Genomic DNA, 24,727 nt, shown 5'->3' on the forward strand with positions numbered 1-24,727 from the left:
GGCGTAGATCGGAATTCCGGCGCCTCGCCAAAGCTGCGGCGAGGCACGGGATCATGCTGATTTCTCCTTCCGGATCAGCAATACCGTGCCCGCCGGGTCGGACGTCCAATGGCCCGTCACCGTGTCGAGCGGTTCCAACTCGTCTCGTTCCGGGCTGCCAAGCCGTTCGAGTGCCCCGTCCGGATCGTCGGTGAACAGTTCCAGCCAGACATCCGATTGGCTCTGATGCGAAACGCGGTCGATCCATAGGGTCATGCCTCCGAAACTGAAGCCGACACTGTCGTTCAGAATCCGCGAAACCTTCAGGCCGACCCGGTCCCGGTAGTAAGCCACGGTGCTGTCCCATTGATACAATGGCACCTTGATCGCGATATTCTTGCCCGGCCTCATGATCCTGTCCTCCAGCATGTCAATCCATCCTACTTGTAGAAGCCGTCGCGCAACCGGATACCGTGTTCCAGCCACGCCTTCATTGCGCAAAGCATCCCGGTCCAGCCCTCACAATTCCCAAGGCAGGACTTCAGACCGGCATCCGTGTCGGGCCAGCCATATTCACTGATCCGCACCAATGTGCGGCCATCATCGAGCGCCTGGAATGTCATCGCCACGGTGGTCCATGTGTCCGGAACGCCATGTGCCTCCCATTCCAGGATGATCTTTTCGTTCGGCACGACCTCCTGCACGCGAACCGGAAACGCGCCGGGAAAATCGTGGAAATCCCAGGTCACCTCGGCCCCTGCCGCCAGCACCCCCTTGGCACCGCCGGTCGTGAAGAATTGCGAAAGCCGGTCCGGGCTGACCACCGCGTCGAACACATCGCCGACAGGTTTCGCGATCCGGCCGCTGACTGTGAATTTCGGTTCCATGGCACGCTTTCTCCTTGTGTTGATTCCATTCATGTTATATTTTTATAACATGATGGTTGAAGATCAGGAAGACATGCTTTTCAAGGCACTTGGCCATCGGGCCAGACGCCGGATGCTGGATCTGATGAAAGACGGGCCGAAAACCACCGGAGCCCTGTGCGAGGCGCTGCCGGAACTGGATCGATGCACGGTCATGCAACATCTCAGGGTGTTGGAGGCGGCCGGGCTGGTCATCGTCGAACGATGCGGCCGCGAACGGTGGAACCATCTCGATGCGTTGCCCATCCATGCTGTCCATGAACGGTGGATTGGCCCTTATGCCGCTTATGCGGTCAACATGCTGAATCAGTTGAAACATGCAGTGGAAGAGGATGCCGCACCATCCAATATCCAAAATATCTAGCGATGGCAGGCGATGAAGCCGGCAGCGCCTTCCTCCGGTGAAGCACGGCACTTGGCCGAGGGCGCCTCTGGTAACTGTATTTTTCAGTTGGGCTGAGCGCACCAGGTCTGACGAAATTTGCTTAAAGCATTGGCCAAGGTAACGAGCTTGCGGGCCACGGCGCGAGGTGGTGCAAGCTCGATACGCCGAAGTTCTGCGATGCGATCCCCTTCGATAGACCGGATGCCGCGCCGTTCAGCGCCACCTTAGTACAACCTTGCCGGATTGGCCTGATTTCATCGCGGCAAAACCCTTTTGGAAATCGTCCACGGCCATCCGGTGGGTGATCACCCGGCTAACATCCAACCCGTTCTGCAGCATGGCGATCATCTTGTACCAGGTCTCGAACATCTCTCGGCCATAGACACCCTTGATGGTGATCGCCTTGAACACGATCTGCGACCAGTCCACCGGGGACTTGCCGGGCGGAATGCCCAGAAGCGCGATCTTGCCGCCCATGATAAGCGCCTCGACCATCTGGTCCAGCGCCTGCTGGCTGCCTGACATCTCGAGCCCGACATCGAAACCCTGCTTCATCCCGAGATCGCGGATCACGTCGCGCAGATCCTCCTTGGACACGTCCACAGCGCGCAGATTGCAGCAGACATGTTCCGCCAGTTTCAACCGGTCGGGGTTGATGTCGGTAATCACCACATGCCGTGCACCCGCATGCCGAGCCACCGCAGCCGCCATGATGCCGATCGGTCCCGCCCCGGTGATCAGCACATCCTCACCCAAAAGATCGAAACTCAGTGCCGTGTGAACCGCATTCCCCAGCGGATCGAGTATCGCCCCGATCTCGTCGGGGATGTCATCCGGCAGCGGCACCACATTGAAGGCCGGTAGCCGCAGATATTCCGCGAAAGCCCCCTGCACATTCACGCCAATGCCCCGCGTGCCCGGATCGAGATGGAACCTTCCCGAGCGGCTCTGGCGACTGTCGGTGCCGACCACATGCCCCTCGCCCGAACAGCGCTGTCCGACCTCCAACCCGGTCACGTTGCGGCCGATCTCCACGATCTCACCGGCGAATTCGTGCCCGGTGATCATCGGCACCGGCACCGTGGCCTGCGCCCACTCATCCCAGTTCCAGATATGGATATCGGTGCCGCAGATACCGGTCTGGTTCACGCGGATCAGCACCTCGTCGGGGCCGATCTCGGGGACCGGCACCTGCACTATCCACAGCCCCTCCTCAGGCCGGGACTTCTCAAGTGCCTTCATCGTGTTGGGGCGCGTCATCGGATCACGTCCAGTTCGCGACCCACCTTGCCGAAGGCGGCAAGCGCGCGGTCAAGCTGTTCAGTCGTCAGCGCGGCGTTCATCTGTGTGCGGATACGCGCCTTTCCATGCGGCACCACCGGGTAGAAGAAACCCGAAACATAAACGCCTTCCTCGAATAGCCGCGCCGCCATCCTCTGCGCGAGCGGTGCCTCGCCCAGCATCACGGGGATGATCGGATGCTCACCTGGCAGCAGGTCAAAGCCCATGTCGCTCAATCCCTCGCGCCAGTAACGCGCATTCTCGAATAGCCGCGCCCTCAGATCGGAGCCTTGTTCCACCAGCCGAAGCGCCTCCAGCCCGGCGGCAACGATAGACGGCGGCAGTGCATTCGAGAACAGATAGGGCCGCGCTCTCTGCCGCAGCAGGTCAATCACCGGCTGCGGCCCGGCGATGTAACCGCCAAGCGCGCCGCCAAGCGCCTTACCCAGCGTCCCGGTCAGAATATCCACATCGACACCGAAATGATCCGGGGTGCCCGCACCGCGGTTCCCCATGAAACCTGTCGCGTGGCAATCGTCCACCATCACCACCGCGTCATGCTCTTTCGCCAACCGTGTGATCTCAGGCAGGTTCGCCAGATATCCATCCATGGAAAACACACCGTCCGTGGCGATCATCACATGACGTGCGCCCGCGTCGCGTGCCTCGTTCAGCTTCGCTTCCAGATCGCTCATGTCATTGTTCGCGTAGCGATAGCGTTTTGCCTTGCAAAGCCGGATACCGTCGATGATCGAGGCATGGTTGAGCGCGTCCGAGATAACAGCATCTTCCGGCCCCAGAAGCGGCTCGAACAATCCGCCATTGGCGTCGAAACACGCGGCGAAGAGGATCGAGTCGTCTTTGCCCAGGAACGACGCCAATTTTTGTTCCAGCTCACGATGCAAATCCTGCGTCCCGCAGATGAACCGGACCGAAGCCATTCCGAACCCTTTTTCATCCATCGCTTTCCGCGCCGAACTGATCAGGTCAGGATGGTCCGCAAGCCCAAGATAATTGTTGGCGCACAGATTAATAAGATCATGATTTTCAACATAAATATTAGCACTCTGCGGGGATGAGATCATTCGCTCGCGCTTCATCAGGCCATCGGCTTCGATGCCTGCAAGCTCGTCCTGCAGATGGGCGATGAAACGATCGGGCATGGGAAGACTCCTGCTTGTTGACAGTATTTCCTCTACCATCACGGAAAAGATTCCGCAATTATGGATTCCCTGGCCGTCTCCGCTAAGCCATCACCCACCCTTGACGACAAGAAAGGCCCGCGCCTGAACTTCCGCCTGTATCCGATGCGGCACATCGGCTGCGTAACGCGCGGTTTCCCCGGTATTCAGTCGGTCACAAGCTTCGCCACTGGTCACTGTCAAAGCGCCCTCGAACACTGTCAGATATTCTCGGGTGCCACGAGCATGCGGCGCGGAATCCAGCACGCCGTCCTTGACGAAGCGCAGTTCGTAAACTTCGTGGGTTCCGGCATCCTCGGGCGGCGAAAGGATTCGGATCGTGCAGCCTGATCCGCGGTTCTCGATGGTCGGAACCTCCTGAGCCCGCAGCACCTCGATCTGACTGATCGCCTTATCTTCCAGCAGCCCTGCGAAATCCACCTGCAGCGCCCGCGTCAGGTTCCACAATGTCGACACGGTGGGCGAGGATTCGCCTCGTTCGATCTGGCTCACCATGCTGCGGGACACGCCGGACAACCTGGCTACGGCATCCAGGGAAAGCCCCTGCGCCCGCCGTGCGTGTTTCAACCGCGCAGGAAGAAGCGACAATATGGCATCAGGTTTCTCCATGAACCCGGAAGTTAAGACCCGCATCGATGACTTTCCAGCGCAATCGTCAATCCCGAAGCGAATTTGGACCGCACATCGCCATAACGACTCCTCGGTTACAGATGTCACCGGCTGGAACGGACCGATATCGATAGTCGTGCTTGAAACCGATCTTGGCAAGGCCGTGTACAGCCTCATCGGGCTGAATGAGACCGGTGCTGTGATTTTGCGCCGCCCCCTTGCCCTCGCTGGGCACAGCACGTCACAAATTAAATCAATCCGATATCGGCAAAGGCGGCGTCGGACCGCTTTCTTCCAGGTGCCAGACAGCATGCCACGCGCCGCCCTGCCGCTCCAACACCAGGAAGTTCCGTTCGGCGACATAGCGTTGCTTTTGTCCCGGCAGTGGCAGGATACGGATCGGGTGAGCGGGCAAAGGGGCCTCGCCCAGCCCAGCCAGCCAGCCCAGCCCCCTTGCATAGCCCTTGGGCGGAGCGCGGTGCGAGATACCCGAGGCGACCAGCTGCTGGATATGTTCTGCCCCCGTGCCCATTTCAGCCCGTGTCGCAAGGTGAATCTCGCCCGAGATCACAGTGAGCGGACCGGCTTTGCGCAACTTCAGCATCTCGCGCAGCATCTCGCACCATTCAGCGCGATGGGCGCGGCTCTGCCATTGGTCGCGCAGATCGTCCTCGTAATGCTGCATGCGGGGGATCGCCATCATCAGCATCTCGACCAGTGAGAGGCGGGGACCGAGCATCGGCACGCTCGAGACAACCATGACCTGCCCATCGACCGGCTGGACCTGCCTCAAGCCATGCCAGCCCGCCTCCCCCATGACCCGATGACGCGTACGTTCCGAACGCAGATCCGGCGCGATGATCGTCAGGTTCGGCAAGGTCCGCCACCAGCCCAGATTGGTGCCGTTCGCGTCCATGAAGAGATCGGGGATATCCGCCTCGGTCGCTGCATGCTGGAACAGCAGATACATTTCACGCGCAGACTGGAACAGCGCTTGCCCCACCGCGGAATTGGTCCGGTTATCCTTCAGCGATCCCCAGCCATCGCAGATATCGTGATCGTCCCAGATCGACAGGCTGGGAACCGAGGCCGCCAGCCCGGCATATTCCGCCGCCCCCATGACATCGAGATATCGATGCACGAAGCGTTCGCGCAAATATTGCCGCAATTCCTCGATTTCCGGCGGGGAAGCGTCGCGAGGAGCCCTGTCGGGCCATTTGTCGCTCAGCGGATGTCCACGGGTGACTTCATCGGCATAGATCTGATCGCCGCCCTGAAGTATCAATGCGAAGGGGGCCGTCTCATGCTGGGCGGCAAGGCGCGCCCACATGGCGTTGCGCTCGGTGCCGTCGCGCTCGAGATCGCCCTCTTCCTCGCCATTGCAGGAAACGAAAGCGATCCGCATATCGCCGGTGACATCGGTATTTACGGGATGGACACATCCCTCGAACTCATAACCATCGTCATCCGGACCAAGCTGGAAATCATAACGCCAAACGGAAATGCCGGCCAGTTCAGCCAACTTAACGGCGTCAAAATGCGTGTTCCCGACCCGCAACCCTCCCGGAGCATCCACTCCAAGCGGGCGAATGACCAAGGCGGCCAGCCGCATGATCCCGTCGGCATAGCTGCGAAAATACAATAAGGGACCCAGTGATCCCTCTGAATATGCGATTGTCACGTCCTGATCTTCCCTGTCCCGGTTTGGCAACAGATAGGTGGGATCGGCGCGATGTCGAGTCTGTGCGCACCGAGATAACCTATCCTTGATCCAGCCCCGAGCCGCAATCCGACAAGGACCAACCGTTGTGATTCAGCCACAATCGACGAATATCCCGGGGCGTGGATCGGAAAACACGGCGATAGATTTGACATTCCTTAGTGTTTTAGTCGATCAGTCGGCGCAACAATTAACCTTCCTCCAGACAGGTCTTGCCATGCATTCCAGTTTCCGCATCCTCCAGCTTGCCGGTGTCAGCACCATCGCCCTTGCCACGGCAGCGCTGGCACAGGACGATCAGAATGTCATCGTCCTGGACCCGATCGTCCTGACGGCAACCACAGATACGGCGGCGGCCCCAGAGGGCTATGTCGCCACCTATGGGCAGATCGCCACTAAATCCGACACGCCGCTGGCGGAAACCCAGCAATCCGTCTCGGTCGTGACCAACCAGCAGATCAAGGACCAGGGAGCCGAGAACCTTGGTCAGGCGCTATCCTACACCTCTGGTGTCCTGGGGCAGCCCTTCGGAGCCGACGCCCGTTTCAACAATCCCACCTTCCGGGGTTTCTCGGCCGAGAGCGCGCAATATGTGAACGGGCTTCGGCAGTTCCGCTATTTCGGGGCGCTGTCCTATGAAACCTATGGCATGCAACAGGTCGAGGTCCTGCGCGGTCCATCCTCGTCCCTGTATGGCGCCGGCTCCCCCGCCGGGATTATCAACCAAATACAGAAACGGGCGCAATCGACCGATTTCGGAGAAGTCGGTATCGGCTATGACAGCAACCAGAGCGCGCAAACGTTCTTTGACGTCAACCGCACCGCCTCGGAAGATCTGTCCTGGCGCCTGACCGGCATTGCCCGGGACGACAGCACGCAAATCGAGGATCTGACCAACAAGCGGGGTTATCTCGCCGGTGCAGCCCGCTGGAATCCCGGTGATGGGACAACCATCGATTTCCTGGCATCCTACACGAATGATTCACCCATTTCGCCAACGGGTGTACCGGTCGCACTGGCGCAGAACCCCGATGTGGATCATGACTATCTGCGCGAGCTTTATACCGGTCAGAAGAACTGGGATGACAGCGACCGCAAGATGTGGAACCTCGGCGTCGAGGTCAGCCATGAACTGGATAACGGCTGGACGCTCAGCCAAGGGTTCCGCTACGAAAAGCTCGATTGGGAATACAAGAGCACCTACCCCATCGATGTGATCGAGGGCAATTCCGACGTCTTTACCCGCGGCTCGAGCCATCAGATCGAGGAAAGCGACGCCATCAGCCTTGATACCCGCCTGTCCGGCGAGGTGGTAACGGGGCAGGCAGTCCACCAGTTCTTGGTCGGCGTGGACGCACTGAAATATGAAGCCGACGAGAGCAGCCAATTCGGCTCCGCTCCGGATCTGAACTGGCGCGCCCCGGACTATTACGGCCCGGATCCGGTCTTCATCGGAGAACCGAGCGCCGGAAGCGTCACCTTCAAGCAGGTCGGGCTGTATGTGCAGGACGAGATAGCCTACAACAACTGGCGCGGCTCGTTCGGCCTTCGCTATGATTGGGTCGAACAGACCGGCAGCCAATATGGCAATCCCGCCGAGTTCAAGGATAACGAACTGACCGGCCGCGCCGGACTGTCCTATGTCTTTGCGAATGGCGTGATGCCCTATGTCAGCTATGCGACATCCTATGATCCGGAGACCGGGCTGGATCTCGACGAAAACATGCTGAAGCCCACCGAAGGCAAGCAGTGGGAAATCGGTGTCAAGTATGAGCCGACCGCATTTGACGGCCTGATCACGGCCTCGGTCTACGATCTGCGCCAGACCAACGTGAAATACGCTATCCCGGACACTACCCCGACCCGCTATCAACAGATCGGCGAAGTGAAATCCCGCGGTTTCGAACTGGAAGCCACAGCCGAGATCGCAAATGGCTGGGACCTGCGCGCCGGCTATGCCTACAACAAAACCGAACAGATCGCTGAAGGAGAAGCCACTCATGGCAATGCCATGGTAAATGCCCCCCGGCATCTGGCCAGCATCTGGCTCGACCGCGACTTCGGCAACGGCTGGCGTGTCGGCGGGGGCGTGCGCCATATCGGTTCGCGTTTCACCGACACCGCGAATACGGTTGAACTGGACGACGTCACGCTGGTCGATCTCGGAGCGTCCTATACCCGCGGCAACATCGAGACCTCGCTGAACGTCAGTAACCTCACCGACGAAACCTATGTGGCGAGCTGCGGCTTCTCTTACTGCTCATATGGCGAGGGCCGCACCGTGGCGGCCAAGGTCAGCTACAAGTGGTAACAGGCCGGGCCGTGTCCCTGAGTCCTGACCGTCGCACCTTCCTGACCGCCGCTGGCATGATGCTGGCGGCGGGCTTGCCTTTGCGGGCAGCTCCGACGCGCCCCCGGCTCGCCGCAATCGATTGGGCGATGCTGGAAACTGCCATTGCCATCGGGCATATGCCGGTCGCTGCCTGCGAGTTGATCCGCTTTCGCGCCGATGCGGTCGAGCCGGTAATCCCCGATGATGTCGTCGATCTGGGCCTGCGCGGGTCGCCGAATTACGAGCTGCTGCAGCTCACCCGCCCCGACCTGATCCTGAGCTCGCCCTATTACACCCATTACGAGGAACGACTGAAAGCGCTGGCACCAGTGCTGTCGCTGTCCTTTTATACGCCCGGTGAAGCGCCGCTGGCCAAGACTTTGGCGGCACTGAACGCGCTCGCCGAAGCGGTGGATGATCCGCAAGCAGGCGAGCGTGCCCGGCGCGAGGCCGAAGCCACGCTCGACCGTCACGCAAAAGCACTGGCCGAGTTTACCGACCGTCCCGTCTGCCTGGTCAATATCGGCGATGCCAGACATCTGCGCGCCTTCGGATTCGACAGCCTGTTCGGCAGTACGCTGACGCGGCTTGGCCTGCGCAATGCGTGGAGCGGAGGAACGAAGTTTAGTTTCATGGCCCCCGTGCCCATCGAACGGTTGGCAACAATGCCCGAGGCGCGGCTGGTCATTGTCGGGGAAGTCCCCGTGGAGGCGCAACGGGGGTTGTCGCGCAGCATGTTGTGGCAGGCCCTGCCGCCGGTCAGTCAGGGACGGCTTTACCGGTTACCCGATGTGAACGCATTTGGCGGGATTCCATCGGCGCTGCGCTTTGCCCGGTTGCTGGAGCAGGCATTTCGCGACGGACCGGCAACCGGCATATGAGCCGCAGCATCCGCATATGGCTGCCGCTTGCGGCGCTCTTGGCATTCGGCCTGTGGTGGCTGGCGGCGATCCGGCAGTTGCCAATGGCCGATTGGCCCGCTTTGCCCTTCCGGCCCGACGGGATGAGCCTGCAGCAAATCCTGATGGCATTTGGCCTGATGCCGCGCGGGGTGATCGCCCTGCTGGCCGGGGCCGCACTCGGGTTATCGGGAGCGATCCTGCAGGCGGTGCTGCGCAACCCGGTGGCGGATCCGACCACGCTCGGCATCTCGTCCGGGGCGCAGCTCGCGCTGGTCCTGGCGACGATCGTCGCTCCCGGCCTGCTGGAGGCCGGGCGGTGGCCCGTCGCCATGGTCGGGGCGGGGCTAGCTGCCGGGCTGGTCCTGCTGATCGGCGCGCAACGCGCGTTTGCGCCTGTCACGATGGTCATTGCCGGGATGCTCGTCGGGATGACCGCCAGCGCCATTGCAACCGCCGTTACCCTTGCACAGGGGCAATATCTGCTGTCGCTGGTGATCTGGAACGGTGGCGCATTGGTCCAACAGGACTGGTCGGGCGTGCGGTCGCTGGCACTGGTTCTTGTGCTTGGCGGTCTCGGGGCGGCGTCACTGGCGCGCCCCCTTCGGGTGCTCTCGCTTGGTGCGGAGGGAGCTGCGGGGCTAGGAATGAATGTCGCATTCGTGCGGCTGGCGGCGGCGGCGCTTGCGGTTTGGATCGCGGCCTGCGTCTCGGCCGAGCTGGGGCTGATCGCCTTCGTGGGCCTCGCCGCCCCGGCATTGGTGCGGACGATGGGCGCCCGCGGGATCGGGCAGCTGCTTGCCCTGTCGCCGCTGGTCGGCGCGCTGATCCTGTCGGTCTGCGACGGGCTGGTCCTGACCCTTGCGGGCGCAACCGGAGAGATGTTCCCGACCGGCGCCCTGACAGGACTGATCGGCGGACCGTTGTTGATCTGGTTGCTGCCACGCCTGCGCGGCTCCACCCCACCGGGAACCGAACGCGCCGAGGGCCCCGCCCCGCGTCTTGCCCGCCCCCGCCGGATCCTGCTTGGGCTGCTAATGCTGCTGATCGCCGCCGCGCTGGTGCTCGTCTGGATCGGGCGCGTGCCGGGTGGATGGGCGGTGCTGGACTGGTCCAGCTTCAATGCCTTCCTGCCAATGCGCCTGCCGCGCCTGATCGCCGCCGCCTCTGCCGGGGCTGCGCTGGCACTGGCCGGAGCGCTGCTGCAACGGCTTACGGCTAACCCCCTTGCCTCGCCCGAGGTGCTAGGCGTGTCCGGTGGGGCGTCTCTGGGCTATGCCGCCGTCACCTTCGCGCTGACCGCTCCGACGGCGATGGCGCTCGGTGTCGGGGCCATGATCGGCGCGGCCTTGTCGCTTGCGCTGATCGCCGCCTTCGTCAGCCGCCGCGACATGCCTGCCGAACGGGTGCTACTGGCCGGGATCGCTGTCTCGGCCATGGCATCGGCGGTATTGTCGGCAATCATGGCGACGGGCAGCACGCAGGCATGGATGATCCTCAACTGGCTGAGCGGATCTTCCTCGGCCATCGGCATGGGCGGAGCATTGCCGTTACTTGCATTGACCCTGTCGGTCTGGGGCATCGCGATGACATCGCGGCGTTGGTTGGCAACCTTGCCGCTTGGCGCCGATGTCGCAGGCGGACTCGGCCTGCCGCTACGGCTCGCACGATTGTCGCTGATCGGGCTGGCCGGCATCGCCACCGGCGCGGCGACAATGCTGGTCGGCCCGCTCAGCTTCGTCGGGCTGATGGCCCCACACCTGGCCCGTCGTATCGGGTTGGCCCGCGCCGCAGATCACGTCACCGGAGCGGCACTGATCGGCGCCATATTGATGCTGGCCGCCGATTTCGGCGCCCGGATGGCCGGATTTCCCTATGAATTGCCGCTTGGCCTGTTCGCTTCCCTGATCGGAGCGCCATGGCTGATCTGGCTGATGATGAGGTCAAGAACATGACCGAGACGTTGTTCGGAATCGAGAACCTGACCGTCGAGGTCTCCACTCGTCGCCTTCTGGACGATATCACCTTGCAGCTGCCTGCCGGACAAGTGGTCGCGCTGATCGGGCATAACGGCTCGGGAAAATCGACCCTGCTCAAGGTGCTGGCCCGGCAAATTGCCGCTTTCGGTCGCATTACCTTCGAGCAGCGCGAACTGGAGGACTGGGTTGCCCGCGACTATGCGCGACGGCTGGCGTTCCTGCCCCAGACCACCCCACCCGCCGAGGGCATGACCGTCCGGGAACTGGTCGCGCTTGGCCGCTACCCGTGGCATGGCGCGCTTGGACGCTTCGGCCCTGCCGATCACGCCGCCGTCGAAAGAGCGCTCCAGGAATGCGGCGTGGCGGATTTCGCGGACCGGCTGGTCGACACGCTGTCCGGGGGCGAGCGACAACGCGCATGGCTGGCCATGATGGTTGCGCAAGAGGCGGGAACCCTGCTGCTGGACGAACCCATCTCGGCGCTCGACATCGCCCACCAGGTCGAGGTGCTGGCCTTGGTCCGCCGCATGTGCCACGCCCAGAACCGCAGCGCCGTGATCGTGCTGCACGAGGTCAACATGGCCGCGCGGTTCTGCGATCATATCGTCGCGCTCAAGGGCGGCCGCCTTGCGATGCAGGGCAGCCCGGCCGAACTGATGCGCCCCGAGACCTTGCTTGCCATCTACGGGCTGCCTATGCAGGTGCTGACCCGGCCCGATGGCCAGCCCGTCGCAATCCCCGCCTGAGAGAGACCATATGCTGCGCGAATTCTTTTCCTATTATCGCCCATGGCTCGGCCTGTTCTGGCTGGATTTCGGCTGTGCGGTTCTCTCCGGCCTGCTGGAACTTGCCTTTCCACTGGCGATCACGGGCTTCATCGACGTGCTTTTGCCGCGTGGCGACTGGACGTTGACCATGGTCGCGGCGGCAGGGCTCTTGCTGCTCTATGCCATCAACTCCGGATTGCTGACCGTGGTCACCTATTGGGGGCACAAGCTGGGCATCAATATCGAGACCGAGATGCGCGCCCGCGCCTTCGACCACCTGACCCGGCTGTCATGGCGATGGTATGACCGCGCCCGGACCGGCAAGCTGGTCGCACGCGTCACACGCGACCTGGAAGAGATCGGTGAGGTCGCCCATCACGGTCCCGAAGATGCCTTCATCGCGATCATGACCTTTGTCGGCGCATTTTTCCTGATGTTCTGGATCAATCCGCAACTGGCCCTGATCGTGGCGTTGATCGTGCCCGCCATGCTGATCCTGGTGATCGTCTATGGCGGACGCATGACCCGAACCTGGCGGGATATCTATTCCCGTGTCGGCGATTTCAACGTCCGGCTGGAAGAGGCGCTTGGCGGCGTCCGCGTGGTGCAAGCCTTCGGCAACGAGGCGCATGAAAGCCATCTCTTCGCAGGCGACAACGCCCGCTATCGGCAGGCCAAGCTGGACGCGTACCGAGTTATGGCCGCCTCATCGGCGCTGCAATATATCGGATTGCGGCTGGTCCAGGTCGTAGTGATGGTCGTGGGCGCGGGTTTCGTGCTGTCGGGCAATCTCAGCACCGGCGGTTTCGTGGGTTTTCTGCTGCTGATCGGCGTGTTCTACCGCCCGCTGGAAAAGATCGCCGCGGTGATAGAAACCTATCCGCGCGGCATCGCGGGCTTTCGCCGCTACCAGGAACTGCTGGCGACAGCACCTGAAATCGCCGACGCGCCGGATGCCATCGAGGCGCCAGCCCTGAAAGGCGACATCCGCTTCGACGGGATCGGCTTTGCCTATGACGAGGGGCGACCAATCCTGCAAGACATCGACCTCACGATCCGCGCCGGTGAAACCATCGCCTTCGTCGGTCCATCGGGCGCGGGCAAGACGACATTGCTGGCGCTCCTGCCCCGTTTCTACGACCCGACCGAGGGAAAAATCTCCATCGACGGCCTCGAATTGGCGCAAATGCGGCTGACCGGGCTGCGCCGCCAGATCGGGCTGGTCAGCCAAGACGTGTTCCTCTTCGGCGGCACCCTGCGCGAGAATATCGCCTATGGCCGCCTAAACGCTTCGGAGCAGGAAATCCGCGACGCCGCCCGGCAGGCGCAACTGACCACGCTGATCGAAACCTTGCCGGACGGGCTGGACACCATCGTCGGAGAACGCGGCGTGATGCTGTCCGGCGGCCAGAAACAGCGCGTCGCCATCGCCCGCGCCTTCCTGAAGAACCCGCCGATCCTGATCCTGGACGAGGCGACCAGCGCCTTGGACAGCCAGACCGAACGCGAGATCCAGTCCGCCCTCGATGCGCTGGCGGTAGGGCGCACCACCTTGGTCATCGCCCATCGCCTCGGCACGATCCGTAATGCCGACCGCATCGTCGTCATGAAGGAAGGCCGCGTCGCCGAGATCGGCACCCATGCCGACCTGATCGCGCAGGGCGGCATATATGCAGCGCTGGCGGCCTGAGCGCGCTATCTTCTTTGTCAAAATACCTCGGGGGTATCCGGCATGGCCGGATGGGGGCAGCGCCCCCTTCCGTCTCAGCCCCAATAGGCCGCTGACATGAAATCCTTCTTTGCCATGCCAAGCGACAACAGATGTTTGCGCACGGCGCGGGCCTGTTCCGCAGGACCGGCAAACCAGACAAAATCGCCCTCTCCAGTTTCCGGCAATTCGGATAGCGCCGCCAGCAGATCCTCCGCCCTGTCTACACGGGCATCACCAGCCAACGCCCCCATATCCTCGGGCCGAACGCACAAAGTCGCACGAACATCCCTCCGGGCGAGATCCAGCATCCGGGCTATCGCGGGCAAGGCGGTCTCGTCGCCGAACAGCCACAGGCGATCGGCTTCGGGGCACCAGCCGCCCCCGGGGCCGAGCACACCCACTTCCTGCCCGACCGGATTCGACAGGGCCCAATCGCAGGTCGGGCTGTTCTCGTGTCGGAAGATGTCGAAATCGATCCAGTTCCCGGATTGAGCGGCAACTGTATAGACCGGGCGATGCAGCGCATCCTCGCCTTCGGGCCATGCGGTGCGACCGGTCTCCGCGATGCGGGGCCAGACGGGGGTGCGACCCTCGGGAGGCAACAGCAGACGGAAATGCAGGCTTCTTTCACCGAATCTCGGCGCATCGGAGCCCGACAGCCGAACGCGGATAAAGCCGGGCGACAGAGAGGTGACCGTTTCGACCCGCATCAGAGACAAGCCGGGTGCAAGCGCACCGACGTCAAGCTGATCCCATTGCGCGGCAAGCCCAACCTCGGCCAACAACTCGGTCGCACTATCACGCAGGATACCGATCAACCTCGCCTCGGGGCCGGTCAGGTCAATCCGAAGGCAGCTCGGTTCGATCTTCAACCGCAGTTCGCAATCCCAAACGAACATGCTGAGTTGCTCGGGCGTCTCAACCAGCGGTACCTCCCATGCCGCCGCCCGTGCCTTGAGCGCGGCCACTGCCGCACCGGACGCCTGTGGAATGATACCGGTGCTACGATGATTCCGGATATGGGACACGTTGCCTCTCTTGCCCGATGGGTCGTTTCGTGAGGCGACGCTATATCAAACTGTTTTTATCGGCAATATCCGTTCGCAACACGCGCGCTATACGATCAGAGCACCGAAATCATGCCCCCATCGACGAAAATCAGCTGTCCACTGACGTAATTCGAGGCATTCGAGGCAAGATAGATCGCGGTGCCGATCAATTCATCGGGCCGTCCCCAACGCCCTGCCGGTGTGCGCCCCTTGACCCACGCATCGAATTCCGGGTTCGAAACCAACGCCTCGTTCATGTCGGTCAGCATGTAGCCCGGCCCGATGGCATTGGCCTGAATTCCATGCGCGCTCCATTCGGCGGCCATGCCCTTGGTCAGCATCTTGATCCCGCCCTTGGCCACCGTGTAGGGCGTAACCGTCGCCCGCGCCAGATCGCTGGTCAGCGAACCGATATTGATGATCTTGCCCTGCTTGCGCGGAATCATCCGCCGCGCCGCCTCGCGGCCCAACAGGAATGCGCTGGTCAGGTTGGTGTCGATGACGCGCTGCCAATCGGCAAGACTCAGTTCGACCATCGGCTGGCGGTGCTGAATCCCCGCGTTGTTCACCAAAATATCGACCTCGACCCCATCGGCATCCAGCTCGCGGAAAGCTGCCTCGACCGCGGCCTCGTCGGTGACATCGAATGACGCGGCGCGGGCGCTCAGCCCTGCATCGCGCAATTCCTGCGCCGCCGCCTCGGTCGCTTCCGGATTGCGTCCATTGATGATTAAAGCGGCCCCCGCCTGCCCCATGCCCTCGGCAATTGCGCGACCTAGCCCACGGGTCGAACCGGTGATCAGCGCCGTGCGCCCGGTGAGGTCGAATAGATTACTTGTGTCCATTATCAAAGCTCCGTTTTGCGGATAGTCAGGTCACTGCGCTCGAACACGGCGGGCAGCAGATCGGTGCCGAGGCCCGGTCCTTCCATCGGCAGGGCATGGCCGTCGCGGATCACCGGCATTTCGGTGACGAGTTCGCGGTACCAGCCGTCGTAGAAGGCCCGGACGCTTTCCTGGATCAGCGTATTGGGCTGGCTGAAAGAGGCATGGATGGCAGCCACGAAACCGACCGGGCCGGTGCAGTCATGCGGCGCGAAGGGACGGTGATAGGTGTCGGCCAGAGAGGCGATCTTGCGCCCTTCGGTCAGTCCACCGGTCCAGCACAGATCGGTCATGGCAACATGGATAGCGCCGCGGTCCAGCATGTCCTTGTAGGGAAAACGAGAGCCCAGGGTTTCGCTCGCACAGACCCAGACATCGGTCGAATCCGCATATTCCGCTAGCGCCTGCGGAGAGTTCATGCGGATCGGGTCCTCGAACCAGAAGGGGGTATAGGGCTCCAGCGCGCGGGCGATCTGCTTGGCGGCGGGCAGGTTCCACAGCGAATGAAACTCCACCATGATATCCATCTTGTCGCCGACGCGCTTGCGGATCTTCTCGAACGGTTCCAGTGCGGTCCGCATCTGCTCGGCGGTGATATACATGCCGCGATTTTCTTGCGCGGGCGGATCGAAGGGCCAGATTTTCATCGCCGTGATGCCGCTTTCCAACAGGTTCTCGGCCAGCGCACCAGCATCGGTCATGAAAGCGCTCAGGTCCTCATAGGGCCCCTCGGCATCGCCGATATTCCAAGTGTCGACCGGGCGGATATTGTTGCTGCGCACATAGCCGTAACCCGCGCAGGTATTGTAGATCCGCAGCCGGTCGCAATTCAGCCCGCCCAGAAGGTTATGGACCGGTTGCCCGCATATCTTGCCGAACAGATCCCATAGCCCGATATCGATGGCAGAGGCCGCGCGATATTCCACCCCGGTCGAGCTTTGCGCCATTGGCAGATCGGTCATCGCCCGGTTCAGCGCCTCAATCCGCGTCGGATCGCGCCCCAGCAACCGCACGGCCAGCGTGTTGTGGATATGTGCCTCGACGGCCTCTGCGCCATAAAAGGTTTCGCCCAGCCCGATGCTGCCCTCGTCGCTATGCAGCCGCACCCACAAGACATTCGAGAACTCTTCGGTCCGCAGTGTTTCTATCGCGGTGATCTTCATCCTGTCTCCTTCTCGGGCGTCACACGGCAATGACACGAATCGCGTTGACTTTTACGATATGTCGTGAAATATCAGAAAACATCAATAGGGGAGAGCCAATGACATCGCAAGCCGAAACATCGGACAAGCCGGACGAGGTTGCGAAATCCGCAACCGAGCGCGCCGATGCGGCTGTGATGCCCCCGACGGGCGATCTGACCAGCGCCGCCTATGAACGGATCGAGGAACTGTTCATCTCGATGAAACTCGCTCCCGGCGCGACGCTGCGCACGCAGGACCTGCAAAGCCTGACCGGGTTGGGGCGCACCCCGGTGCATCAGGCAGTGCGCCGCCTTGCCGCAGAAACCCTGCTGGATGTGCAACCGCGCAACGGGTTGCGCGTTGCGCCCATCGATCTGGAACGTGAACGACGGCTCACCGATCTGCGCCGCGACATGGACCGTTTCGTGTTCACGACCGCCATCGCCGGAATGGAGGGGAACGAACGCGCCCGATTGTCCCACATCATGCGGCGGCTGGAAGCCGAGCGCCCGACGATCACGCTTGACCAGTTCAACGTGCTCGACAAGGCGTTCGACATGCTGATGATCCAGGCATCGCGCGAGCGCTTCCTTGAACGCAGTCTTCGTCCGTTGAAGGCGTTGGGACGGCGCGCCGGTTACCTGGATATCAGTCATGTCAGCGGCCAGCAGGGGCTCGATGAAACGGTCGGCCACCATCTTGCCATCATGCAAGCGGTATTGGAGGGCGATGTGACTCGCGCCCGGGCCAAGTCGGATGAACTGGTGGAGTTTGGCCTTGTCATGCTGGCACGGCTTGAAAGGAATATCGATCCGGCTCTGCTGGATATCAGCTTCGGCCTCGAGGGAGGTGAAGGAGGACGGGCGGTGTAAGCCCGAATCGGCATGCAGTCGTCGATGATCGGCGCGGCATGCCTTGAACCAATCGGAAAATCTGACTGCTTTAGGGAGGACCAAGATGAAACTGATCCATGCGGCCGCGACGGCCATTATCCTGATGTCCGGCGCTGCCGGTGCGCAGGAACACAGCTTCAAATTCCAATCATCCGACCCCGCCGGGAACCCGAATTTCGAGTTCCAGCAAGGCTGGGCCGATCTGGTCGCCGAAAAATCGGAGGGCGCGATCGAAATCGAGATCCTGCCGGTCGGTTCGGTTGTCGAATATAACGAAACGCTGGACGCGGTCGCCGCCGGCATCCTGGACGGTCAGATTTGCGACAGCTCTTACTGGGCGGGCAAGGATCCGGCATTCGGCCTGATCTCGAACCCGGTCGGGGCCTGGTCCGATCCCGAGCAAATGATCGATTTCGTCGAAAACGGCGGCGGCAAGGAACTGATGCAGGAATTGCTGGGCAGCTATGGCCTGCAGTTCATTGGCGTATCCACCCCGGGGCTTGAAGCCTTCGTGTCGCGGGTGCCGCTGGAAGGAGTGGACGATCTGAACGGTGTCAAGATGCGCGCACCCGAGGGACCGGTCGCCAATGTCTTCTCCGCAGCGGGCGCCTCGCCCGTCAACCTGCCCTCGTCCGAAGTCTATACCTCGCTCGACAAGGGCGTGGTCGATGCCGCCGATTACTCGGTGTTCTCGGTCAATCACCAGCAGGGCCTGAACGAAATCGCCCCGCATCCGGTCTATCCGGGCTTTCATTCGCTCCCGCTGGTGGAAGTGTCGATGAACAAGACGAAATGGGACGCCCTGCCCGATGACATGAAGACCCTGCTGGAGGAAACCGTGAAGGAATTCCAGCAGACCCAGATCAACGGCAACCGAGAGGCCGACGAGGCGGCGCTGGCCGAGGCCGAGGTCGATCCGAACATCACCGTCCATAACTGGTCCGAGGAAGAGCGTGCCAAGTTCCGCAAACTGGGCGTGGCAGAGTGGGAAAGAATCGCCAGCCAGTCGCCCATGGCGCAGAAGGTCTTCGACACGCTGACCGCCCATCTGCAAGAAAAAGGCATGCTGGAATAAAGCTGCCATGGCTGCCCTGCATAGACGGGGCAGCCATATTTCCAGGGAGATCACCACATGACCAAGGATCAACGCGAAGGCGAGATCGACCTCGTCGCCATCACCGAGGGCGCTGCCCGTATTGCTCCGGAAGCCGGGCTGATGGGCCGGATGGTTGACCGCGTCGCCTATATTTTCGCTGCCGGGATCGTCATCGCCGCGGCTGTTCTGCTGATGGAAGTCTTCCTGCGCTACCTCCTGAATCGCCCCACTATCTGGGCGCATGAAACCACGGTGTTCCTGTGCGGGCTGGCGTTCACCTTTGGTGGGCTCTACTGTACCAGCCGCAACAGCCATATCCGGGTCGTGCTGATCTATGATTGGCTGCCCAATGGCGTGCGCAGGGTGTTCAACGTGATCATATCGATCATCAGCGCCATCGCCTCGGCCTTCTTCGCCTATGCGGCCTGGCACATGGTAACACGGGCTGTCTGGGCACCTTCCGGCGAGATCCGGCTGGAGACCACCGGCAGCGCATGGAGCCCGCCCACGCCCGCGCTGATCAAGATTTTCGTCTTCGTCATCATGATCCTGCTGGTCGTGCAGTTCCTGATACTTGCCGTAAACTATGCCCGCCGGGCAAAAGGATAACGCCGATGATGGAACTTGGCTTCAATCTGCAGGCACTCGGTATCGAATGGGGCACAGCGCTGATGTTCGGGATGCTGATCGCGCTGTTGCTGACCGGCATGCCCCTGGCCTTCGTAACACTGCTGGTCGCGCTGATCTTCGCGCTTGGCTGGTTCGGGCCGATGTCGATCCCGCTGATCACCAGCCGCGTCTATTCTTTCGTGATGAATTTCGTCTTCGTCTCGGTGCCGATGTTCGTGCTGATGGCTGCGATCCTCGACCGATCCGGCATCGCCCGCGACCTCTTCGACGCAATGAAGCTGTTCGCCGGGCGGGTGCGCGGTAGCGTGGCGATCCAGACGGTGTTCGTCTCGGTCATCCTCGCCGCGATGTCCGGCATCATCGGCGGAGAGATCGTGCTGCTCGGCCTGCTGGCGCTGCCGCAGATGCTGAGGCTCGGCTATGATCGCAGCCTCGCCATCGGGGTGGTCTGCGCGGGTGGCTCTCTCGGCACGATGATCCCGCCATCCATCGTGCTGATCATCTATGGCCTGACCGCCAATGTCTCAATCGGAGATTTGTTTACGGCCTCTTTCCTGCCCGGCTTCATGCTGGCGATGTTCTATTGCGCCTATATCCTCGCCCGTGCCTACCTGACGCCCGGAGCGGTGCCCGACATCGATCCCACCCCGGTCCCGCGCGAAGAAAAGCTGCGACTGCTGAAAGGGCTGGCGCTGCCGATCCTGGTCGTCTTCATGGTTCTGGGCTCGATCTATGGCGGCATCGCCTCGGTGACCGAGGCGTCGGCCATCGGCGTCGGCGGGGTGCTTTTGTCCACCGTCCTGCGGGGCGAGTTCTCTTACAAGCTGCTACGCGATGCCGCGATGCAGACACTGGCGACGGTCGGGATGATCGTCTGGATCGGCATCGGTGCAACGGCGATTGTCGGGGTCTACAACCTGATGGGCGGGGTCGATTTCGTCTCGGGCATGATAACCGGCATATCGGACAACCCGACGGTGATCGTACTGGTCATGATGGCGATCCTGTTCGTTCTCGGCGCCTTCCTGGATTGGGTCGGCATCGCGCTCTTGACCATGCCGATTTTCGTGCCGATCATCACCGAACTCGGCATGGACCCGGTCTGGTTCGGGGTGCTGTTCTGCATGAACATGCAGGTCAGCTTCCTGTCGCCGCCTTTCGGCCCCGCCGCCTTCTACCTGAAATCGGTGGCGCCGCCTGACATCTCGCTTGGCCTGATATTCCGCTCTTTGCTGCCATTCATCGCGCTGCAGATACTGGCGGTGGGATTGCTGATCGCCTTCCCCGGCATTACAGGCCGCTAACCCCATGCCCGCCGCCATTCTCGCGGCGGGCGATCTTGATCTGGAGCAGGAATTCCCATGCAGAGCCCCACATCCCCATCTCGGCTATGTGTTCTGGTCATGGGCCCGAGCGGCGTGGGAAAATCCACCTTCGCCCAAGCCCTTGCCGAGGCTATGGGGGCAAGCTTCATCGAAGGCGACGACTATCACACCTCGGAAAATCGCGCCGCGATGAGCGCGGGCCGCCCGCTGACCGACGAGATGCGCCAGCCATGGCTGATCGCGCTTGCCGATACCGTGCGACATTCCCGCGGCAAGCGGGACACGGTATTCACCTGTTCGGCACTCAAGCGGCGTTATCGCGATTTGCTGCGCGAGGGAATCGGCGAGATGCGACTACTTTGCCTGTCCGCTCCGCGGGCCCTGATCCGTCAGCGCATGATCGCACGCAAGCATTTCATGCCCGCCGAATTGTTGGATTCACAGATCGAAGCACTGGAAGCCCCGACCCCCGACGAATACGCGATCATGCTGGAGATGTCGGAAGGGCTGGACGCAAATGTCGCCCGCGCCTTGAAGTTGATCGGACGCTAGGGCTTTGCCTCCCGCGACAGCAGACAGGCAAAAATTTCGTCAATCGGCCCCGAGCCAAATCCATCGCCGGACGATAGGCAAATCCGCGCGCGGCAACCAACCGCTTCGCCGCGCTGTAGGCCACCGCCGCATCATCCGAGCGGCACGCGCTTTACATAATACCACTAGCCGCGACACTGCATCAGCCCCATAGCACCAGCCCTCAATCGAAGGCTGATGCGCTTTCAGTGCACGGCAAGCGTGGAGTCTGTATTCTTTTCAGCAAACTGCAGCATATACAGAGAGGAACGCAGCAAATATTTGATGGATTATGGAGCGGGTGAAGGGAATCGAACCCTCGTCGTAAGCTTGGGAAGCTTCTGCTCTACCATTGAGCTACACCCGCATATGCGTTCCGCTTAGCCGCAGCCCACCGTGGCGTCAAGACTCCGCGTCACACAAGCCCCATCTCGGCCAATGCCGCGGCGACGGCAGGGGGCAGCGCCTCTTCCGAGCGGCGACCGGCTGGAAGATCGGCGGGGGCATCCTCGGCCTTCAGGTAGCGCCAGCCCTGAAAGGGGCGGCGTGGCACGGCGCTCACGCGGACCAGTTCACGATCCAGGATCAACGCGCAGCGACGGATGCCATCTTCGCCAATCCGCTCTTCCATGCGCAACAATCGTTGGCGGGCCAGCATGACGCCCTTGAAAACCCAGTAAAGAGAGCCGCCATCCAGAAGCTCCTTTTCTCGCGTGGGCCACATACGGGTGACATGGACCGCAGGATCGTCGCCATAGCGCAACTGCTGCCAGCGGGTCAGCTCCTCCGGCCCCTCGGAGCCGACACAGAGTTTCATGAGATGAACTGTCGCGGTCATGTGGTTAAGGATAGTTGCCACGGAGCCGGGCGGCAAGAAGCGGACCACCGGAACCGCCCGTCCCGTCCATGAAAAAAGCCGCGACCCGAAAAGTCGCGGCTTTCGTCATCGGGTCGTGGGTGACCGATTACAGTTCGTCCAGCGCCTCGACGGCTTTTTCCAGCTCTTCCTTGGTGACCTTTTTCTCGGTCACCTCGGCATTTTCCGCGATATGATCGACGACCTTGTCTTCAAAGATCGGCGCGCGGAGCTGCTGCTGAGCTGCTTGGTTTTGTTGAATAAATTCAAAGAAGGCGCGTTCCTGACCAGGATATTGACGCGCCGCCTGCATCACGGCCTGGGTCATTTCCTGATCGCTCACCGTCACCTCGGCCTTCTGGCCGATCTCGGCCAGAAGCAGGCCAAGGCGCACCCGGCGCTCGGCCAGTTTCTTGTGCTCGTCGGTGGCTTCGATCTCGCCGTGATCGTGACCCTCTACTTCGGGGTTCTCCTCATGCCACAACTGGTGCGCGATCTGGTTCGCCTCGGCCTCGACCAGCGATTCGGGCAGTTCGAATTTCACCTGCTCGTCCAACTGGTCCAGAAGCCCACGCTTCATGATCGCACGCGCGGCACCGGCATATTCCTGTTCGAGCCGCTCGGCGATCTGCTTTTTCAGCGCTTCAAGATCGTCCGAACCGAATTTCTTCGCCAGTTCATCATCGACTTCAGCGGGTTTCGGGGCTTTCACGGCCTTGATCTTGCATTCGAAGGTCGCGTCCTTGCCGGCCAGATGCTCGGCGCCATATTCCTCGGGGAATTTCACCTCGACCTTGACGTCCTCATCGACCTTGACCCCGACGAGCTGCTCTTCAAAGCCGGGAATGAAGCTGTTGGAACCCAGGACTAGCGGATAATCCTCGGCCGATCCGCCTTCGAATGCCTCGCCATCGACGAAGCCCTTGAAGTCGATGACCACCTGGTCACCATCCTTGGCCTTGCTACCCTTGCGGCGATCGTCGAAATTTTGCGACGATTTCGCCAGGTTCTCCAGCGCCTCATCGATGGCGGCATCTTCGGCGGGAACCGACAGGCGTTCGAGCGACAGCTTGCTCAGATCGACCTCGGGAATTTCGGGCAAAGCCTCGTAGGACACGTTGACGACAACGTCATCGCCTTCTTTCCAGCCTTCGCCATTTTCCATCTCGACCTTGGGCTGGGCGGCAGGACGATCGCCCGATTCTTCCAGATGATCGCGCAGCGCGCCATCGATCGCTTCTTGCATCGCATCGCCCATGATACGCTGACCGAACTGCTTTTTCAGCATCGCCAGCGGCACCTTGCCCTTGCGGAAGCCCTTCATCTCGATCTCGGGCTGCGCCTCTTTCAGTTTGGTATCTACCGTGGCAGCCAGTTCTGCCGCGGGCAGCGTCAACTGATAGCCGCGCTTCAGACCTTCGTTCTGGGTTTCCTTGACCTGCATCATCGTCCTCATAGCAAGAAGGGCCACCGGTGAGGCGGCGGCCTGAAAATTTCCGCCCTTCTAGTCGTCGGGGCGAAGCTCTGCAAGCAAATTACGGCCAGCGGGACAAAGCAATATCGTCCCCGGCCATGGCGTTTCGCCATTGCATCTACGGGCTGTTCCGCGCAAGAGCAATCGGATTGTCATGACAGCACTTCGCGGAGATCCGAGCCGCGATACCTGCTTCATCATCGATTACAGGATGGTTCGGATGCCGGATTTCGCCTTGCTGTTTCTTGCCGGGATCATCGCCGGCATCATGAATGCGGTTGCGGGCGGCGGCACATTCATTTCCTTTCCCGCATTGGTCTTTACCGGGGTGCCCCCGGTGATCGCCAACGCCACCTCCACCGTTGCCGCCCTGCCCGGTTATCTGGCCGCGACAATCGGATTTCGTCGCGACATTGCCGCGCTGACGGATGCGCCTCTGAAAAAGCTGTCGCTCTGGACGGTGGTGGGCGGGGCCGCGGGTTCTGCGCTTTTGCTGATCAGCTCGAATCAGACCTTCGCATTGCTGGTGCCTTTCCTGCTGCTGCTTGCGACGGTCGTGTTCTACTGGTCCGAACCTGTCCGCCACCTCGCCGCGCGCTGGCGATCCGTGGTCGTTCCCTTCGGGCTGGGCACCCTGCTGCCGGTGGCCATCTATGGGGGCTATTTCAACGGCGGGCTCGGTATCATCCTGTTGGCGCTGTTCGCAATGTGGGGCATGAGCGATCTGCACCAGATGAACGGGCTGAAAAGCTGGCTCAGCTTTGCATTGTCGGTGATAGCCTTTGCGATTTTCGCCTTTGCGGGCAAAATAGTCTGGGGACCGGCGGCAATCATGTCGGCCGGCACGATCATGGGCGGTTATGCCGGCCCCGCGATCTCGCGGCGCATTCCTTTGCGGATATTGCGGCTGCTGATCGCCGCAGTGGGCTTTGGCATGAGTGCGATATTTTTCTGGCGTCTTATCAAAGGAGTATAA

The 24,727-nt window shown here is 61.6% G+C and carries 23 protein-coding genes and 1 tRNA gene; 12 read left to right on the forward strand and 12 right to left on the reverse strand.

Features of this window, described 5'->3' with window-relative positions:
• Positions 1 to 51 precede the first annotated feature (51 nt).
• Entirely contained in the window at positions 52 to 408 is a 357-nt protein-coding gene (locus JHX88_RS16015; RefSeq protein ID WP_272848058.1) for a hypothetical protein, read from the reverse strand.
• An 11-nt stretch (positions 409 to 419) separates the two neighbouring features.
• Positions 420 to 866, reverse strand: coding sequence for an SRPBCC family protein (locus JHX88_RS16020; RefSeq protein WP_076526754.1), 447 nt, complete (start codon positions 864 to 866; stop codon positions 420 to 422).
• Between JHX88_RS16020 and JHX88_RS16025 the strand changes: the two genes are divergently transcribed.
• Positions 865 to 1,269 (forward strand): ArsR/SmtB family transcription factor, encoded by a 405-nt coding sequence (locus JHX88_RS16025; protein ID WP_272848059.1) that lies wholly within the window; start codon positions 865 to 867, stop codon positions 1,267 to 1,269. The genes JHX88_RS16020 and JHX88_RS16025 overlap by 2 nt on opposite strands.
• 234 nt (positions 1,270 to 1,503) lie before the next feature.
• On the opposite strand, the gene tdh is transcribed toward JHX88_RS16025, so the two are convergent.
• From tdh to JHX88_RS16045, 4 genes are all read right to left on the reverse strand, one after another.
• Positions 1,504 to 2,532 (reverse strand): L-threonine 3-dehydrogenase, encoded by a 1,029-nt coding sequence (gene tdh, locus JHX88_RS16030; RefSeq protein WP_076526800.1) that lies wholly within the window; start codon positions 2,530 to 2,532, stop codon positions 1,504 to 1,506.
• Positions 2,533 to 2,546: 14 nt separating this feature from the next.
• The gene (locus JHX88_RS16035; protein ID WP_076526755.1) at positions 2,547 to 3,734 is read right to left on the reverse strand and encodes a glycine C-acetyltransferase; all 1,188 of its coding nucleotides are present in this window, start codon (positions 3,732 to 3,734) and stop codon (positions 2,547 to 2,549) included.
• A 90-nt stretch (positions 3,735 to 3,824) separates the two neighbouring features.
• The gene (locus JHX88_RS16040) at positions 3,825 to 4,406 is read right to left on the reverse strand and encodes a helix-turn-helix domain-containing protein (protein WP_272848060.1); all 582 of its coding nucleotides are present in this window, start codon (positions 4,404 to 4,406) and stop codon (positions 3,825 to 3,827) included.
• A 229-nt stretch (positions 4,407 to 4,635) separates the two neighbouring features.
• Complete coding sequence (locus JHX88_RS16045) at positions 4,636 to 6,063, reverse strand: alkaline phosphatase D family protein (protein ID WP_076526757.1); 1,428 nt, start codon at positions 6,061 to 6,063, stop codon at positions 4,636 to 4,638.
• A 256-nt stretch (positions 6,064 to 6,319) separates the two neighbouring features.
• Between JHX88_RS16045 and JHX88_RS16050 the strand changes: the two genes are divergently transcribed.
• The 5 genes from JHX88_RS16050 to JHX88_RS16070 are packed head-to-tail and all read left to right on the forward strand — an operon-like array spanning position 6,320 to position 13,769.
• Entirely contained in the window at positions 6,320 to 8,413 is a 2,094-nt protein-coding gene (locus JHX88_RS16050) for a TonB-dependent siderophore receptor (RefSeq protein ID WP_076526758.1), read from the forward strand.
• Positions 8,407 to 9,315 (forward strand): ABC transporter substrate-binding protein, encoded by a 909-nt coding sequence (locus tag JHX88_RS16055; RefSeq protein WP_076526759.1) that lies wholly within the window; start codon positions 8,407 to 8,409, stop codon positions 9,313 to 9,315. The genes JHX88_RS16050 and JHX88_RS16055 overlap by 7 nt, the downstream gene beginning before the upstream one ends.
• On the forward strand, positions 9,312 to 11,288 hold the full coding sequence (gene fhuB, locus JHX88_RS16060; protein ID WP_076526760.1) for a Fe(3+)-hydroxamate ABC transporter permease FhuB: 1,977 nt from the start codon (positions 9,312 to 9,314) through the stop codon (positions 11,286 to 11,288). The genes JHX88_RS16055 and fhuB overlap by 4 nt, the downstream gene beginning before the upstream one ends.
• Positions 11,252 to 12,058 carry an ABC transporter ATP-binding protein gene (locus JHX88_RS16065; RefSeq protein ID WP_419182346.1) on the forward strand — a complete coding sequence of 269 codons (807 nt, stop codon included), beginning with the start codon at positions 11,252 to 11,254 and terminating at the stop codon, positions 12,056 to 12,058. Before fhuB ends, JHX88_RS16065 begins: the two co-directional genes overlap by 37 nt.
• A 10-nt stretch (positions 12,059 to 12,068) precedes the next feature.
• Positions 12,069 to 13,769, forward strand: coding sequence for an ABC transporter ATP-binding protein (locus JHX88_RS16070; RefSeq protein ID WP_076526762.1), 1,701 nt, complete (start codon positions 12,069 to 12,071; stop codon positions 13,767 to 13,769).
• 74 nt (positions 13,770 to 13,843) lie between these two features.
• On the opposite strand, the gene JHX88_RS16075 is transcribed toward JHX88_RS16070, so the two are convergent.
• The 3 genes from JHX88_RS16075 to JHX88_RS16085 form a co-directional block, all read right to left on the reverse strand.
• Entirely contained in the window at positions 13,844 to 14,818 is a 975-nt protein-coding gene (locus JHX88_RS16075) for a siderophore-interacting protein (RefSeq protein WP_076526763.1), read from the reverse strand.
• A 95-nt stretch (positions 14,819 to 14,913) separates the two neighbouring features.
• Positions 14,914 to 15,684 carry an SDR family oxidoreductase gene (locus JHX88_RS16080; RefSeq protein WP_076526764.1) on the reverse strand — a complete coding sequence of 257 codons (771 nt, stop codon included), beginning with the start codon at positions 15,682 to 15,684 and terminating at the stop codon, positions 14,914 to 14,916.
• Between the two features lie 2 nt (positions 15,685 to 15,686).
• Entirely contained in the window at positions 15,687 to 16,886 is a 1,200-nt protein-coding gene (locus JHX88_RS16085) for a mandelate racemase/muconate lactonizing enzyme family protein (RefSeq protein WP_076526765.1), read from the reverse strand.
• A 98-nt stretch (positions 16,887 to 16,984) separates the two neighbouring features.
• On the opposite strand from JHX88_RS16085, the gene JHX88_RS16090 reads away from it, so the two are divergent.
• The 5 genes from JHX88_RS16090 (at position 16,985) to JHX88_RS16110 (ending at position 21,403) form a co-directional block, all read left to right on the forward strand.
• Positions 16,985 to 17,779 (forward strand): GntR family transcriptional regulator, encoded by a 795-nt coding sequence (locus JHX88_RS16090; RefSeq protein ID WP_076526766.1) that lies wholly within the window; start codon positions 16,985 to 16,987, stop codon positions 17,777 to 17,779.
• 85 nt (positions 17,780 to 17,864) lie between these two features.
• Positions 17,865 to 18,875, forward strand: a complete 1,011-nt coding sequence (locus JHX88_RS16095) for a TRAP transporter substrate-binding protein (RefSeq protein WP_076526767.1) — start codon at positions 17,865 to 17,867, stop codon at positions 18,873 to 18,875.
• 57 nt (positions 18,876 to 18,932) lie between these two features.
• Positions 18,933 to 19,505 (forward strand): TRAP transporter small permease subunit, encoded by a 573-nt coding sequence (locus JHX88_RS16100; RefSeq protein ID WP_076526768.1) that lies wholly within the window; start codon positions 18,933 to 18,935, stop codon positions 19,503 to 19,505.
• An 8-nt stretch (positions 19,506 to 19,513) separates the two neighbouring features.
• Entirely contained in the window at positions 19,514 to 20,830 is a 1,317-nt protein-coding gene (locus JHX88_RS16105) for a TRAP transporter large permease (RefSeq protein ID WP_076526801.1), read from the forward strand.
• A gap of 57 nt (positions 20,831 to 20,887) precedes the next feature.
• Entirely contained in the window at positions 20,888 to 21,403 is a 516-nt protein-coding gene (locus tag JHX88_RS16110; protein ID WP_076526769.1) for a gluconokinase, read from the forward strand.
• A gap of 311 nt (positions 21,404 to 21,714) precedes the next feature.
• Here JHX88_RS16110 and JHX88_RS16115 read toward each other — a convergent pair.
• From JHX88_RS16115 to tig, 3 genes are all read right to left on the reverse strand, one after another.
• Positions 21,715 to 21,788, reverse strand: a tRNA-Gly gene (locus JHX88_RS16115).
• Positions 21,789 to 21,836: 48 nt separating this feature from the next.
• On the reverse strand, positions 21,837 to 22,259 hold the full coding sequence (locus tag JHX88_RS16120; RefSeq protein WP_076526770.1) for a DUF1489 family protein: 423 nt from the start codon (positions 22,257 to 22,259) through the stop codon (positions 21,837 to 21,839).
• A gap of 127 nt (positions 22,260 to 22,386) precedes the next feature.
• On the reverse strand, positions 22,387 to 23,721 hold the full coding sequence (gene tig / locus JHX88_RS16125) for a trigger factor (RefSeq protein WP_076526771.1): 1,335 nt from the start codon (positions 23,719 to 23,721) through the stop codon (positions 22,387 to 22,389).
• Positions 23,722 to 23,905: 184 nt separating this feature from the next.
• Between tig and JHX88_RS16130 the strand changes: the two genes are divergently transcribed.
• On the forward strand, positions 23,906 to 24,727 hold the full coding sequence (locus JHX88_RS16130) for a sulfite exporter TauE/SafE family protein (protein WP_272848061.1): 822 nt from the start codon (positions 23,906 to 23,908) through the stop codon (positions 24,725 to 24,727).

The organism is Paracoccus saliphilus (genome assembly GCF_028553805.1).
GTDB classification, from domain to species: Bacteria; Pseudomonadota; Alphaproteobacteria; order Rhodobacterales; family Rhodobacteraceae; genus Paracoccus; species Paracoccus saliphilus.